The organism is Desulfurobacterium crinifex (assembly GCF_054656775.1).
In genome coordinates this window covers 41218-56329 of record NZ_BAAHXO010000001.1, presented here as the reverse complement: position 1 = coordinate 56329, position 15112 = coordinate 41218, and the positions used below count along the sequence as shown (strand labels likewise).

Below are 15112 nucleotides of genomic sequence, written 5' to 3'. Positions count from 1 at the left end.
CTTATTCTTTAGAACAAATAATGTCGTGAGCCATGTTATCCATCATTTCTATGGTAGAAGCTGCCCTCCAGGCCTCATCTGAGGTGTCGCAGTAGCAGTCCTTCACTATTTTTTCTCCCGCACCAACAGGACATACGAGCTTCAAGCTGCCGTCTCCATTCACCTGCTGTTCACAGGCCCTAAACTCATAGGTAACTTTTTCTTCTGAGCTGGTGTCCACTTTATTAGGTTCAGACTCTCCTCCACTCTCATAACTATAGGTATCCCCATGGGATTCCATCCTGGCATCTCCCTTAAGAACACGAATCTGCCTGCCCGTTATGGCAACCTTACAGATATAAACACCTTCCGAGTCATTGACAGAACAGACTTTATAAGGTGCATTGGGGACTGTTGCAGAAGCTTCCATCTGACATTCCGACTCACATTCCTGCATGGAGGAATACATCTTGTTATTCGCATAGCAAACCCACCTGCCGTTGACTTTTGCACAACCTACCCGGCCAGAGAAAGCAACTTTGTTCTCCTTTAAGTAAGAATGTTCCTTGATATAGGTTCCTCTATTAATGGCTTCATCTATATTCAGTCCCTCTTCTTTGGGGCAGGTATAAACACGCTTTATGTAAGTCCATCCTCTGGGGAATTCATAACTTCCCAATTTGTAGAACTGACCGTCCGGAGAAACAGCAGTTATTTCTTCTCCGTTCATACAGACTTTCCACTTTAGGCCCATGTTAGAGGACCTAAACTCATAACAAACAGGCTTGTTGTAGTAAGTAACAACATGATAGTTTGAAACCGTTTTGACGCAGTAGTCTTCCCGAACACCGGAGTAGTTAGATACAGGAGGATAAAAACACACCCACTCTTCCTTCAGCTTACAGTCTTTTGGTATGGCTTTACAGCTGTCAGAATGACTAACAGAAACATCAGGTATCTCTTTTACATAAGCCCAAAAGCTTCCTTTTCCAGGACCGTTACATCCTCCATTATTCCAGACAGCGAAACTTACCTGAGTACACCCAGAAGGTTGCCGAACATTAAAACCGGAACAGCTGAAGGCATTCGTTCCTGACACGCTACACTCGCAATTTCCTGCTTCTAAATCACAGGTAAGGCTTCCTTGTTGGTTTTCTGTATCGTCACCATGAACATTGGTATGAACCAGAGTTTTTCCGGCCACAGTAAGATCTTCGCCAACGTCATCGGCAACGCTCCATTCAACTCCAAACTTTCCACACAAGTAGTAGGACCAACCAACACCACACTTAATACCCAGATTACTTGCCAGATAGCACCTGTAAACAGATCCATTTTCCTGTTCCATACCAATGCAAGCAGTCCCGGCAAGTTCCTTACCGTTTAGAAAGACCATTTTCGTGTTTATGGTCTGGCCAGAACCGTTAAGGTAGTTGGTTATATTGCACTCTTTCTGTATGTTCTCTGAACTGTAGGGGTTCTCTTTATAAGCCTGGACTGCCTCGTTGTTCTCAAGTTTCAGGCGAAGATTATCCTCGTCTCTCATCTCCGATTCAGAAACGGATGTAGCCTCCACAGCCTGAAAATCTCTTGTTGCGGTTGGGAAGCTAACCACATCAACAAAGTTGCGGTTCGAATAGTCAAGCATCTTCGTAAACTTATTCAAAGCCCACCGCAGCCAGCTCTCATTCCAGTGGAAATCGCAGGTCGACTCCGAAACGCAAAAACACGAAATCAACTGCTGGAAGGAATCAGCGGAAGAAACCTGACCATTTTCAAATAGATAATACCTGCAGTTCTCCCACTTTCCAAGGTCACAAACTACGTAACCGTTCTCACATATTCCTGAAACCCTTGTATTAACTTTTCCCGGAATGCTAACCCACAATTCTCCATTAGATACTATGAGCTTTATGTAATCCACCTGCTTGCCGCCAGATTCAACAGCAGCGTCAAACTCCTCACCACTTTGCGTTTTCAGTTTTGTTTTTCCGGTAAGAGCTCCTGAAAACGAAGACATGTTGTTCTTTAAAAAAGAACCGAAACTCTCAGCCGTCCTCTTACCTTCCTCGGACGAAGTACCAGCCAAGGCACTATCAAAAGCTAAAAGCAGCAATAAAACAGCCAAAAATCGCACCTCTTTTCTCCTAATCAAGTTCCCTTAACATGCGTTTAAGAAACCTGTTTTCCGTCTTGTCCTCCACAGCTCTAAGAAAGCCAAAAACTGAGTATCCGCATCCAAAGTAGCTTTCAGAACAGCTTCTGTTAGTGAGCGAACTAAACTTTGTCAGCAAAAGACACGGAACAGAAGAAACACGATACTGCCTAAAGAGAATTGGGTCTATGAGAACCTGCACTTTCTTATCCTTTAAAACGTTCTGCAACCACAGAACAGTTTTCATAATAGAAGGCTTGCCGTTATCTTCCAGAACACCGCGCATAACACCATAAGGAACAACATAAAGCTTTCCCCATTTATCAAGCTGCTTGCTAAGGAAAACATCCAGATCATCAATGTAAAGCTGAAAGTCCCTCCCCATGCTGGAACTCATGAAGACAACTAACACCCAAGGTTCAGAATTCCCTTTAAGCGAAGCTCTCTCATAAAACTCTAAGTCCTTCTGGCTGTTTGTATTGCCGGCCTTACCGGTCCAGCGTATTATTTCCTTCGTGGCGTTGGATATCTGGTCCATAAACCCCTGACTTTTTACTCTATCAACCATCTCCCTAAAGTCTATCTCTTTAGACATTTCCAAAATCCGCTTTTTACGGAGTTCAAATTTCTTTTTCAGCTCTTTAAACTCCTCGGAGTTCCCATAAGCAGACGCCTGCTTTTCTAAATTTCCAACAATGCTCTTAACATCAACCGCCGAGCCATTATCACCAGCATAAGCATTCAGCGTGAGAAAGAGGAAAATCAGAAGGCGCAACAATCCCTTTTCCTCCATATAACAAACGTATGATAGGTGTCCTTCGTAATCGGCTCCTTCAGTTCAGCCCACCAAATCTCATCCTGACCTACGGGAACACACTGAAAATCCCTTATGGGCTTAGCAAGCTGGTACTTGTATTGTTTTTTAGGAAAAATGAAGGAGAAACCGAGTCCACATAAAGCCTCAAGACCGGCAGTTTTCTTTGCTACAAAGTCTCTATGGAGCATCGCATTGACTTTTGCAACAGCTAAAGCTGCGGAAATAGTTGGACTATCCGTCTCTGAGATTGCTTTCGTTAGCGGATACGTCGTTCCCCAGTTCCCAGCACACCAGAAAAGCGGAGTTAAACCAAACTGTCTCGTTGCAGTCATGGCTCTATCGGGTAGACAGGCAAACTCTGCAATAGGATTGGCAAACAGGATTGTTTCAGGATAGACAAACAGGGCAGTAAAGTCATCATTCCAATTGGGGTCAAGTTCTGAAACATAACCGAAGTCTATACCGGTGTGTTCAAGACAGATAAAGTCCATTGCAATGCTGAGCATCTCAAAAACCGGATAGGCTATCCAGTGGACCTGCCATTGATAACGAGGCTGGTTTACTGCGTTGGAAGATTCCGTTCCACCTGCAGGAATCTTAGCTATGGAAAGGTCAAGGCAAAAGTCAGGAAACTTCCACGGCTGCTGAACCGTCTCAGCTATTCTGGCAGCCTCCCAAAAGGAAACAGTTATCCCTATCCGGGGAAAAGGAGTCATGCAAACGCAGATGGGAGAGTTCACATCAGAGTAGTCTATGTTGTTATACCCAAGAGTTACTTTGACTCCACCTATGCGAATAGGGAAAAGACACCACCAACAGACATCAGTTATAGGATTGAAAAAATCGCACGAGTCGCTCTTTGCAAAACTCCTGCCTGCAGGAATAAGTAAAGTCAGACATAAAAGCAGAGCAACCAACTTTTTCACTTTTTATTCTCCTCCTCTTAAACAGTTTAGCTTTTCTTTAGCCTTCCTTAGTCTTTGACAGTTTTTAGACCACATATATCAACCCTCTTGGTCTCCAAAGAAGTTTGCTTTTCGTATACCCAACAACAAAGTTGTCTGAAAACTTTGTCCTTATTGCTAAACCGCTCTTTTTTAAACTTCTCACACAGCCGATTACTTTTCCCTTCGTTTTGTGATAAGCACCTACAAGGTCAAAGTGTCTAAATCCTCTGTATTCATCATGCTTTTTAGTAGGATTGTTTATCTCTGGTCTTCTTCTTCGTGGAATGATGAGATAAACGGGAGAAACTATCTTGTTGCAGTTAAGCATTGCACAAGCGTCTGCATAGTGGTCTTTCGGAAGTCCAAGCTTTTCTCTCCTCTTCTTCGTTAGGTAACCAAACGTTATCTCTACTTCCTTAAATTGTTCCTTTAGCTTCCTATATAACCACAACTTACCTTGCTGGACTACGATAGGAGCTTTCAAGGAAAAAATGTTAGCTGTTATCTTTATCCTTCCTTCGTGAACAGCTTTATGACAGTCCTTACAGAGAGTAATTCCGTTCTCTACAAGGTTAGTTCCTCCTTTACTTCTTGGAATTATGTGGTGAGCTTCAAGGTTTTCCCTGCTCCCGCAAATTTGACAGGTATAGTTGTCTCTTTTAAGAACTTTCTCCCTGAAATTCTTACCCTCGTATCTCTTCTGCTGGTATTCTGTTCCCGTAAGCTTTCTTCCAGCTACTATTGAGGAAATGTCAAACTTAACCTGTTCAATAACTACTTTGGTGATGTTAAGAATTTTTCTAAGGTCGTTAAGAACCCTCAGAACAACCTCTTTCCTGTATCTAATGGAAGGAGGTAACCAGTCTTTTCCTCTTCTTCTGTTTAGAAACCTTGCGGGTCTATATCTCAATCTCTTTCTCCTATTCTTACGATACATAGCTCTTTCCTTGACTTTTCTACTCACGTCTTGTCTTAACCTTACGTTAGCTACAAAGACAACCTCTTCCTTTCCCTTTACAGCAATTCCTATCCACTTAGCTCCATCGTCAACAGCAACAGTAAACTCTCCAACGGGGTTGCTAACAACTCTGTTTAGCTGAATTGTGAAGGGAATCATCCTGTAAACCTTTGCTTTGCCCTTTTTCAGCAACAACCTTGCTCTTGCAGGAGTGGTAGGTAGAAGAGGTTTACCATCTGCATCTACCACAAAGACTTTCACCTGTTTAGTTTTCAGCATTTAAGCTACCTCCCACGAAGGGGTTATACTGCACCTCGGTGAAGTCCCGTAGTCTCTGATAGTGGTGGAGATGTTCACCAACACCGTCTCAGGTTGGGTTTCGTTCCCCACCACCGACAGGGTCCGGGACTGGTGCTCCATCCCGGAGTGTCTGTCCTTACGGACAACTACGGGACGTAGGTAGCGGGAGAGAGTTACTCTCTCCTCTTCACCTCCTACCTTCCTGTTCGGTAGGTTCAGCTTATCCCTCAACGGACTACCTCCACCTCAGACCCACCTAAACCGTGAGAGAAGCTCATAGAAGCTCACGGTTTAGGGAGGTCCAAAACCTTTCTTATGTACCAGGAAGGGAGCTCCTCCACTTTCACTACAGGCTTGCCGTCCTTTTTTACAAAAGAGACGAGAGACAAGCTCTTGCTAACGCCAAATCGCTGAGCTACAGTTTTAGTGAGGGCGTAAACAGGGTAGAGTTCTTTTTTTATGAAGTCATGAATTTCCTTTAAGTCGGAATGGCCATCGGCAATCAACGTTATTAACTTGCTTTTCTCCGTTTTCAGTAAGTACTTAACGAAGTCCCGCTGGTCCTTATTCTCAAGATTGAAGAAAACGTAAAGTCTTCTGGACCAAACAGCCTCTGGAACTTTCTCCAAAGGGTTTACAGCTGTTCCTTTCGGGTAAAGGACATTCCCGTAAGCATCCTTGATATCAAAAGGCAGATACCACGTAGGGTCAACATACCTTATCTTGTGCTCTTTGGCCTCCGTCAGCACGAAACTATCTATCGGTTTATAGCGATAAATACGCTCTTTTAAACGTTGATTCACAGCATCCCAGTCAATTTCCTTAACTTCCTGCTGGATAACCTCAAGCATGTCCCTTTCAGCTATCCGATAGGTCCTATTAATAGGTTTCAAAACATAAGGAGAACAGATTTCGTAAATCTGTTTTGCGAAAACATCACGCACACAAAGCAACGCTACAATAAGCGCTAACACCAACCCCTGCAAATTCTTCCCTGAAACATAGTTTTAATTAAAATTATGCCAAAGAGAACAGGAGGAGAACAAATGTTCCTCTTTGAGAGGGAAGGCGTAGAACTGCACGTGGAAAAGTCTGCAGTGAGGTTAAACAGCGGCATTGAATCCATAACTATAGAAATCCCTGTCCTTGTCTTTAAGAGCTTTTTATTCAGAAGTTTCTCAGCCGGGGTCAGAACCACTTACGGAGATGCCCATAGCTCTATGTACATATACAAAAGCCTCAACAGTAAATACGAGAAGCTCTGGATAAAGATTACCAATCAGAACAACTCCGGAAGCATCTATTTCTTCAGGAACGAATTATCAGGTTTAGCCCTAAGACTCAGGGAGCTCCATAACGATAAAGAAGAAATTAACATCTGTCAGGACCAGATTAGAGTCACCAGGAACAACAATATTGTCAACATAACAGACCTGAGAAACGGATACTCGTATGAGCTTTACGACCAGGAGAAAGACGTTCTCTGGGGAACATTACTGCTGAGACTTTACGGAGTCCAAAGTGATGGAATATTCGGCGACCTGTCCATTCAAGGAAACATTTTAAAGTTTCCCTTTTCAGCCAAGAAAAAGAGAATACTAAACCCGTTTAGCTTGGAAGACGCTGCAAAACTAACTGCAATTCTTTAGAGGAGAATTTCATGAGTGTAGAAATTTATACCTACGGCTATGGCGACCTTATGCAGACAGCGCTCAACGCCATAGCCGCCATAGTTTCATCATCAAATTTCAAGGGAATGCTCGCAACGGCAATAGCCCTATACCTCGCAAGGGTCTTTTGGAACACAGCCCACGGCAGATATGTTGACTTTGGGAGAATCCTGAAGAACATAACACTGATAATTGCTTTAGCCCTCTCCCTCACTCAAATAAAGGACACCGTGATAGTAACAGACAAAACAACTCCAAGCCTTTCGGGAATAGTTGATAACATTCCCATAGCAGTCTACTTGCCGCTGTGGTTTTCAAACAGAGCCGAATACGTCATAACAAGAACTTTTGAGACGGCGTTCTCTCTCCCTGACGGAGTTTCCTACAACTCAGTAGGCTACGCAGGAGGAGTAAAAAACCTGAGAGACGCAGCCTACTATATCAGGATAGAAGACGCTTACCTCAAAGAGTCCCTTGTCCAGTTTTATAAGGACTGCGTATTTGCAGCTCTTATCGAAGGACTCATAAGCCCTGACCAAGTTAAAAGAGATACCGTAAAGAACGTCATAACAGCAGCTGCATCTGCTGAACCTTCAAGAACCACAGTTTATTACAGCTCATCTTATCCTGACGGCGTTTCTAAAACCTGCGAAGAAGCCGCTGGGTTAATAAAAACCGACCTTGATAGAGACAGGGACAAAGCCTTTGCTGACCTGGCCAAAGTAATGGGATACGGAACCAATACAGCAGCCTTAGAGTCCGTTCTCGGGAGCGAGCTCCAATATTTTACGGGAATATCCTCAAACGCCAAAGATGCTGTATATCAAGAAGCTCTCCTAACAGTTTCCCATGATGCCCTCATAAGGAAAGCAGGAGAAGCCGGCCTTGACCCCAACCAGCTGGGACTAACTGTAGCAACAACAAAGGAAAAACTGTTCTTAACTAACGCATCTATGGGAGATACCATCAGGGCGTTTTTGCCGTACATAAGAGCTTTCCTTAACATCCTCTTCGTAGCCGTAACTCCCATACTAATTGTCATCGGTATAGGGATGGGCAGGCCTCTTCAGTACATCGGGACTGCCGTAATGCTTGCTGCCTTTCCCCTTTTCTGGGGCATGATAGGTTCCGTTATCAACTGGATAATTGCATCTCAGGTTAACGACCTTGCTCAGGTTATAGAGACTACCAAGTACTCAACCGCTACCATAAACATTGAGAACTATCCGGTTGTCGTATCAGCCTTGAAAGAGTGGCTCACAATAGGCGGATGGGCGTCCTCTCTGATTATCATCTTATCACTTGCTCTGTTAACAGGAAGTACATACGCCTTTGTAAGGTTCGCAGGAGGCTTTGCCTCTGGAATTGCGGGAGCTGCATCATCCTCTGCAGCCGGAGCTGCTACTGGTAACCTATCCTACGGCAACGTAAGCGTAGGAAACACTTCTGCCAACAATTTTTCAGCAAATAAATTTGACGACACTTCCATCTTCAGAACGGGCCAGCAAATCAGCCAGCATAACGACATAACCAGGACTCACGACAGAATCTTTAGTGACAGAGACAGCACCATTTACGACCACTCCACGACCTTTAGAAACGGAACTAATGCCTCAATTGATGGACAAAGCATATTCGGAACAAAATCCTATTCTTACGGAGGCGGAACAAACTACAGTGATCAAAAGCAGGCCGGGAAGGATAATATCTACAACCACCAGAAAAGCAACGGAACCGATACATCAAAGCAGGAAACCTATTCTCTACAAGATAAAGGCTCCAGTGCTGTTAGTGGAAATGAAGCATACAGACTCTCTCAGAATGCAAACTTCAACCTTAACGGGACAGAAAATCTCTTAGGAGGAAACCAAAAGTCCTACACCTACGGACTCAACAGAAACAGCACAATATTAGACGGACAAGGTTTTGGAGACAGCCAGAGAGCAAGTGATAAGACTTTAGCCACTGCAGATGGAGGATTAGGTTGGAAAGGAGGTCCAGGAAGCGGAGGAGCAGGAGGATCCTCAGGCCGTTTCCCAAGCAAAGGAGGAAATCCTTACCTCCAAGCTCTAAAGAAACTTTCACCCGATATCAATCTTAACTTAGGAATCCGAGGGATTAATGACCGAACCTATGAGAACCATGTTTCCCATGACGGAAAACTTAATAACCAAATAGGAGACTCAGAAAACACAGCCATCGTTGACCTATTTGCCAAGAAATACGGATTTAACGTATCTGGCGGAATAGGGGAAACAGGGAATCACGACATATCCGGTTCAATTAACTTCAACAACGAAAAAGCTTATCTCGCAAACACATCAACAGCCAAAGTCCACAGAGGTCATGAAGGGGATTCCATAAGCTCCACAGCAAGAGTTGGTTCAGGCGCATCTGTAAACAGACACTATAATGAGGGAGAGAACAGTACATTCCAGAAAGCCCTTATTCCAAGCCTAATTGAAAGGGCAAAACACGACCAGCTCTTTGCCAGTAGACTAAACCAGCTTATAAACACCGCCAGGACATACATCTCTGAAGACGCAAGAAGATTTATAGACATACTGGAAGACTCAGGCCAAAGCGACCAAGCTAAAGCCATATTACTCGGAGTAGCTGCTACAAAGAGTCCGGAAATAGCCAACGAGTTGGTTCAACTGGCCCAACAAAACTACAGAGATGTAAAAGAGCATGTAGAAGAAAAGATGAACCTCGTCGCAGATGAGGTTAAAACAAAAGGCGAACAGATAGATCCTAACCATTTTGACCCTCAACTGAAGGAGAAAGTTGTCAAAGGTCTCTACGACACTTCCAGGAACGCTCAACAGCTGAAAGAAGAGGCTCAAAAGGGAGTAGCTAAGGTTCACGGAAAAGCAGTAGCACAGGTGGAAAGCAGCAGAGGAAAAGCTTTAGCGAAAGAAGGTACAGTTGACCAGGCTCACAATGCTCTTACCAGAAGGTATAGCACAGAAGTGAAAAAGTTCCACAAGGAATTCAACAAGCACGAAGAGAAAGCGAACGAAACCCCATCCACGCTCCGAGCTCTCCATAACGCTGCCCAAACTAAAGAGTTCAAAACGGCAGCGGGAGCTATAGCAGTCCAGAAAGCGTACGAGGCATATAGAACCCTCGCCGAAGCCAAAGCAGCAAAAGATGTTGCCGAAAGATTAGCCAAGAGAACCAACATCGCCGATGTGCATGATTTATTCAACATCGGAAAGAAACAAGCCGCTAAGGATGCTATAAAGGATACAGTAGTTGATATGGCTAAAGGATTTGGAAAGTGGCTCGCCAGAGGAGCCACAGCAGCTGGTGGTGCTTATTTAGGAGCATTAATTGACGCTGAACCAGCAGGAGAACAAATTGTCCCTGTCAACAGCATGAACGACCTAAAGAACTTACAACCTGGGCAAGTTGGAAGAATAGGAAACTACTATATCAGTCCTCTACCTAACGGAAACTTCCTCGTAAGCAGCGAGAATGACCAAGGAAAGGAGCTCTCTCTCGCTGAAACAGCTCAGCTGGTGTTGATGGACAAGGATAAACTTGAAAAGACTGGCTCTACAAAGCTTGTTTTAAGTCCACAGGCTGCCGAAAGACTTAAAGCTAAGCTAATTGAATAGTTGCAAATTATCATGTATCTACATAATTTATACTTCAAATCTATAGGGGAGAAAGAGCATGTTTACTAAAGTTCAAAAGTGGGGAAACAGTTTAGCTGTAAGAATACCTTCTGCGTTTGCCAAAGAAATTGGTCTTTGTCCTAACGCGGAAGTAGAGTTACGACTTGAAAATGACAAGTTGGTAATTATTCCCAACAAGAGGAAGCAGTTAGAAGAGTTGTTAAAACAAATAACTCCTGAGAACGTACATAGTGAAATTAATTGGGGTGGAAGGAGTGGAAAAGAAGAGTGGTAAGTACGTCCCTGAGAGGGGAGATATTTTGTGGTTACAGTTTTCACCACAAGCAGGACACGAGCAAGCAGGGAAAAGACCTGCTCTATGTCTGTCTCCCAAACTTTATAATGAAAAGACAAGCTTAGGTTTATTCTGCCCGATAACGTCTAAACGGAAAGGTTATCCCTTTGAAGTTCCTCTGCCAGCTGATTGTCCTGTAAGAGGTGTTATTCTTGCAGACCAAATTCGTAATTTGGACTGGAGTGTTAGGAAAGCTTCGTTCATAGTAAAAGTACCTGAAAATACTTTGAAAGAGGTCTTAGAAAAAATTCAATTGCTCTTGTTCTATTAGCAAGGCAAGATGTCTAATACCTAATGCTATCCTCATAGTAGGGAGACTCAGGACAGCCAGGATCATAATACATATTGTCTGGATCATTACACCGACTATAGTAACCGTTTCCCCCATCACTACCCAAAATCGGAAATCCACGTTCCAACCCGAAAATCAAAGCAATTAAGTTATAGATAACAAGTATTACAAGTCCACCAAACATAAGCCAGAGAATTCCCCAAGCATCGTAGGGTTCCGGCAAGAATAAAGAAACGAAAGAAGGAAGGAGATGAAATAAAACCTCCATAGTTACCAAAACTTTGACAGATCTATACTGCTTTCTAACATGTTCAAGTTCCCTGCGAGTCATAATTTACCTCTTCGCTAAGGTTCAGAAGATGACGCCACAGCTTCTATCTTTTCCCTAAGCTTGACAGCCAACTCATCCGGAGGCGTAAACCACTTTCTCTTGGTAACAGGAGCTCTATCTCCAAAAAGGTGCTCATAAATCGTAGCTCCATTCTGAACTCTCAAAAGCCTGTGCTTTAAGACACTTACCACTACTTTATCCTCCGGACGCAAATTCCCTCTCTTGTACCTTTCTATCATCTGCAAGAGTTTATCCGGCTTTTTTACTAAAACGGGCATATCCCAAAGGAAAACAGTTACAATGCTTTTTACGCTATGCATTTACTGGAATACCCCACTTTCCTTACCTCAAAGTATTATTTGTTCTGGTTTCAGACACATATTCCCACTCAAAGTGCAAAGTTATGTATGGATCATATTTCTCTAAGCAATCGTAAAGAGCATTAACGACTTTCTCCCTTAGTTCCCACGAAAACGGGAGGTCCGTAATCACCCTCAAGCTCAAATCAGCACCGCTTTCCGTTTCGTCTGAAAGGTCAAGCTTTACATGTCCTTTAAGTTCAGGTACTGAATCAATACATTCCTGCGCATCCTTCAGCATGTCAACTTTTGTCGTTATCTTTAGCATCGCCGATCTCCTTCATAAACCGTTCTACAAGTTTAATGTATGACTCAACAACCCCTTTAGGAATATCCACAAGTTCGTAATCTGCATCCTCTCTCACTGAAGCAAAATCCTTAATAAGCTTTCTTTCCTCCCTTGAAAGAGGGAAAAGTCCTAACCTATCAATTTCCATCACAATCTTCCTCATCAAGGCTGAGTGACGCCATTTACCTTTTTCAGGCTTTCCAACAACAAAAACAGCTAATGACCGAAAAGAATAGTACAACCTTGAGAGAGCATCGTTGTTATAACCATTTACATAAAGCAGAAGGGCAGCATTAAACTGTCTTTCTGCTTTCTCAAAATAGTCCTTCAACTCTTCCTCCCGGAACGTGAACTACTCCTCATTAAAATGAGGAGCTTCCCGCTTCAGCGAGTGCAACCGCACTCTCCACGGGCGTAAGTACGGCTTACGCCGTGCGCTGTATCTCCCCTTTTAAAGGGGAGGATTAGCGCTAAATTTCTCCTAAATATCTCTGAACCACAAAACTCTCGTACACTCCTTCCACATACTCAGGGGAATAAGGATTACCAACCTTAAGAACCTTGTCGTAGAAGAGTTCCAGTCCAAAATCCTCTATCTTTCTTTCAACGTCCTCAATCAGTTCCGGCGGCATTTTAAAGGCTATTCCCTCCTCCTTGACAAACAGGTCTCCCCTCTTTGACTTTTGGAAAAAGAAAACAGAAATCATCTCCTTGGCAAAGGTCCAGGCAGACAGAGGAAAAACCATTTTTAGTTCAAGCGAGGAAAGCTCCGGTTTAGATACACGGAGCTCCACTCCTGCGTCAAACTCGTTTTCCTTTGGACAGAGCTCCACAGTGAAACTCCAGGGAACTTCCATCTGCTCTTCTAAAGCCGAAAACTTCCTTGAGAGCTCCCAGTCTTCACTATCCTCAACAAAAACATGAAGACTGAGAGGATTTTCTTCCTTAAGTGTTCTCGCAGCTTCAATGACCACCTTTTCCATCTAAACCCCTAATTGAAATGTTTACAATAAGGCTCATCCCTATATCTTTCCCTGCACAGCTCCTTCACCTTCCTAAACACCTTCACAGCATAATCTTTCCTACCGTTATAGTGCCAGACAGCCTCCCAAGTGTAGCCGTATCTTTTAATCATCCTTGAAAGAACGAAAGCTCCCCACTTATAGGCATAACATCTGTCAAGAAGCCATTCGGGTTCCAAGTCATACTTATCTATCCAGAGTTTATTAATCTGCATAAGACCAACGTCGTAGGTAACTGAAAGATTAGCTGCAACTTTTACAACCCAGCCGGCCCTTTCCTTGCTTTCCGGAAAAACAGAAAGCACCCAAGAATTTGATTGCCTCGTTAAAACATACGGCACTCCAGCTTCATCAAACAGCCTTTTCAGCAACTTGGCCTCTTTCGGCTTAGCCTTAATACCAACAGCAAACGGATTGGCTCCTGACTCTACGAGAGCTATAGCTTCAAGCAGCAGGGGAGACACCCCATAACGAGCGGCTGCATCCTCCAGACAGCCTCCAAAACTATTCATCGTCCCCCTTGTAAGCGTAAGGAAGAACATCAGTAAAGCTAATCCTCTTCTTAACAGGCTTTGGAGCTTCTTTAACTTCATCTTTTACCGGCTCGGGCTCCTTCCTTGCTTCATGTTCTTCTACAGCTTGAGAAGACTCTGGTATCTGAATATCCTGCTTAGGGACAGTCTTCAGAACAGAAGTTTCTTCCTCCTGTATTCCTTTAACTGGGGCTCCCACTCTCCACTTCAAAAACTCAATTATGTCAGACTCCTTCTCACGAGCATGTTTTGGAACGTTATCTCCGTAAACGAAGTAGAAAAGAGCCTTAACGAACTTTTCCGGGTCATCAGTCTTTACCTGAGTTGAAAACTCCTCAAGAAACCTTTCTATCAGCTTTGTCTTAAAACCTCTGGGGAAAAGAGAATCTACACTGACCTCTTTTCCGTTGCTCTCTATTGAAAAAGATACTCCTCTAAGCATTTTCGGCTTCAGCTTTATCATCACTCTCCTCCTCTAATGCTTTTAGGAATCCACGGACGTTTGAGAATTCTGGTTCTGGAGGAACTTCTATTCCGAAGTGTTCTTTAATTTCTTCGGGCACAAATCTCGCACCACCACCAGCAAAGATTACTTTGCCATAGGTATCTATGAAGTCCTTTATCTCTGGCTTAGCATTCAACTTGGTAATTATTTCTCTGATGTAGTGGAGTCCTACTTTTTGCTTGATAGGCCTTAGGTCTATTTCCTTTCCGCCGTATATAATGCTGTCTCTCTCAAGCCACATCTTTGCCTTCTTGATGTCAACAGGCTTTCCTGTCAGCTTTTTGATTTCCCTTGCTAAGGCGTCAGCAATCTTCATAGTTCCTTCATTCTGGAAACCCGTTGTATAACCAGCTCCTATTATCTGACCGTCTCTAACAAAAACGAGATCCACAGTCCTGTCTCCGATGTCCACTATGACAGCATTCTCAGGCGTTCCAACATCAAGCCAGATACCTACACCCTGGGGGAAAACAAAGACCTCAAACTCAAACTTCTCTCCGTTAATCTCAAAGGAAGAAGCGTAGTCTCTTATTAGCTTTTTCTTCTTCCCTTTTTTTATTCCCTCCTCAGGGTCAAAAACGACAATCTCTTTGTCAAATTCAGATAAAGCTATGGAAACGCAGACTTTTTGAGGGAGAACTTTGTTTTCTCTCATAAGTTCGTACATCAGAACAGGCGTGTAAACAACGGAAAAGTCTTCTTGATATGTATCTATCAACCTTGACTCAAACTTCTTTGCCTTCTCTCCAGCAAGGTAATAATTACCCTTGTAGTAAATGTCTGGAGTCAGAGCTCCTTCAAGACCACTTGCGTTGTCCTCAAATTGAGCAACGGCTGAAGGGATACGAACAAGCTTTAGCTTACCGTCTTCCTTCCAAGCTCCCTTTAGATACGAGTAGCCCGTATCCGTTGCAAGGAGCTCCACTTGTCTCCACTCCTCCTTCATTGCTACCTCCTCAGTAGTTTTTAGTTAAAGA

General features: G+C 43.5%; 18 protein-coding genes. 4 read left to right on the top strand and 14 right to left on the bottom strand.

Features of this window, described 5'->3' with window-relative positions:
- Window position 1 precedes the first annotated feature (1 nt).
- The 6 genes from ACYQ3A_RS00340 to ACYQ3A_RS00315 form a co-directional block, all read right to left on the bottom strand.
- On the bottom strand, window positions 2-2107 hold the full coding sequence (locus tag ACYQ3A_RS00340; RefSeq protein WP_459894403.1) for a hypothetical protein: 2106 nt from the start codon (window positions 2105-2107) through the stop codon (window positions 2-4).
- A gap of 19 nt (window positions 2108-2126) precedes the next feature.
- A complete protein-coding gene (locus ACYQ3A_RS00335) occupies window positions 2127-2912 on the bottom strand; it encodes a TrbC family F-type conjugative pilus assembly protein (protein WP_459894401.1) in 786 nt (261 codons plus the stop codon).
- Window positions 2897-3877 (bottom strand): TraU family protein, encoded by a 981-nt coding sequence (locus tag ACYQ3A_RS00330; protein WP_459894399.1) that lies wholly within the window; start codon window positions 3875-3877, stop codon window positions 2897-2899. Before ACYQ3A_RS00330 ends, ACYQ3A_RS00335 begins: the two co-directional genes overlap by 16 nt.
- A 64-nt stretch (window positions 3878-3941) precedes the next feature.
- Entirely contained in the window at window positions 3942-5135 is a 1194-nt protein-coding gene (gene iscB, locus ACYQ3A_RS00325) for an RNA-guided endonuclease IscB (protein ID WP_459894396.1), read from the bottom strand.
- On the bottom strand, window positions 5136-5387 hold the full coding sequence (locus ACYQ3A_RS00320; RefSeq protein WP_459894393.1) for a hypothetical protein: 252 nt from the start codon (window positions 5385-5387) through the stop codon (window positions 5136-5138).
- A 53-nt stretch (window positions 5388-5440) separates the two neighbouring features.
- Window positions 5441-6130: a hypothetical protein gene (locus ACYQ3A_RS00315; protein ID WP_459894391.1), complete on the bottom strand. Its 690-nt coding sequence runs from the start codon at window positions 6128-6130 to the stop codon at window positions 5441-5443.
- A gap of 72 nt (window positions 6131-6202) precedes the next feature.
- Here ACYQ3A_RS00315 and ACYQ3A_RS00310 point away from each other — a divergent pair, with 72 nt between their 5' ends.
- The 4 genes from ACYQ3A_RS00310 to mazF are packed head-to-tail and all read left to right on the top strand — an operon-like array spanning window position 6203 to window position 11075.
- On the top strand, window positions 6203-6805 hold the full coding sequence (locus ACYQ3A_RS00310) for a hypothetical protein (protein WP_459894389.1): 603 nt from the start codon (window positions 6203-6205) through the stop codon (window positions 6803-6805).
- Window positions 6806-6816: 11 nt separating this feature from the next.
- Window positions 6817-10449, top strand: a complete 3633-nt coding sequence (locus ACYQ3A_RS00305; protein ID WP_459894386.1) for a conjugal transfer protein TraG N-terminal domain-containing protein — start codon at window positions 6817-6819, stop codon at window positions 10447-10449.
- Between the two features lie 58 nt (window positions 10450-10507).
- Window positions 10508-10744: an AbrB/MazE/SpoVT family DNA-binding domain-containing protein gene (locus ACYQ3A_RS00300; RefSeq protein WP_459894383.1), complete on the top strand. Its 237-nt coding sequence runs from the start codon at window positions 10508-10510 to the stop codon at window positions 10742-10744.
- Entirely contained in the window at window positions 10725-11075 is a 351-nt protein-coding gene (mazF, locus tag ACYQ3A_RS00295; protein WP_459894381.1) for an endoribonuclease MazF, read from the top strand. The genes ACYQ3A_RS00300 and mazF overlap by 20 nt, the downstream gene beginning before the upstream one ends.
- 13 nt (window positions 11076-11088) lie before the next feature.
- Here mazF and ACYQ3A_RS00290 read toward each other — a convergent pair whose 3' ends face one another.
- The 8 genes from ACYQ3A_RS00290 to ACYQ3A_RS00255 all read right to left on the bottom strand — a co-directional run bounded on the left by ACYQ3A_RS00290 (window position 11089) and on the right by ACYQ3A_RS00255 (window position 15081).
- Entirely contained in the window at window positions 11089-11427 is a 339-nt protein-coding gene (locus tag ACYQ3A_RS00290; protein ID WP_459894378.1) for a hypothetical protein, read from the bottom strand.
- Window positions 11428-11441: 14 nt separating this feature from the next.
- Window positions 11442-11747: a hypothetical protein gene (locus tag ACYQ3A_RS00285; RefSeq protein ID WP_459894375.1), complete on the bottom strand. Its 306-nt coding sequence runs from the start codon at window positions 11745-11747 to the stop codon at window positions 11442-11444.
- A 22-nt stretch (window positions 11748-11769) separates the two neighbouring features.
- Window positions 11770-12054: a hypothetical protein gene (locus ACYQ3A_RS00280; protein WP_459894373.1), complete on the bottom strand. Its 285-nt coding sequence runs from the start codon at window positions 12052-12054 to the stop codon at window positions 11770-11772.
- Window positions 12029-12406, bottom strand: coding sequence for a HEPN domain-containing protein (locus ACYQ3A_RS00275; protein ID WP_459894371.1), 378 nt, complete (start codon window positions 12404-12406; stop codon window positions 12029-12031). The genes ACYQ3A_RS00280 and ACYQ3A_RS00275 overlap by 26 nt, the downstream gene beginning before the upstream one ends.
- A 139-nt stretch (window positions 12407-12545) precedes the next feature.
- The gene (locus ACYQ3A_RS00270; RefSeq protein ID WP_459894369.1) at window positions 12546-13058 is read right to left on the bottom strand and encodes a hypothetical protein; all 513 of its coding nucleotides are present in this window, start codon (window positions 13056-13058) and stop codon (window positions 12546-12548) included.
- An 8-nt stretch (window positions 13059-13066) separates the two neighbouring features.
- Entirely contained in the window at window positions 13067-13609 is a 543-nt protein-coding gene (locus ACYQ3A_RS00265) for a lytic transglycosylase domain-containing protein (protein ID WP_459894366.1), read from the bottom strand.
- Window positions 13602-14093 carry a hypothetical protein gene (locus ACYQ3A_RS00260; protein WP_459894363.1) on the bottom strand — a complete coding sequence of 164 codons (492 nt, stop codon included), beginning with the start codon at window positions 14091-14093 and terminating at the stop codon, window positions 13602-13604. The genes ACYQ3A_RS00265 and ACYQ3A_RS00260 overlap by 8 nt, the downstream gene beginning before the upstream one ends.
- A complete protein-coding gene (locus ACYQ3A_RS00255) occupies window positions 14065-15081 on the bottom strand; it encodes a hypothetical protein (RefSeq protein ID WP_459894361.1) in 1017 nt (338 codons plus the stop codon). Before ACYQ3A_RS00255 ends, ACYQ3A_RS00260 begins: the two co-directional genes overlap by 29 nt.
- Between the last annotated feature and the right edge of the window lie 31 nt (window positions 15082-15112).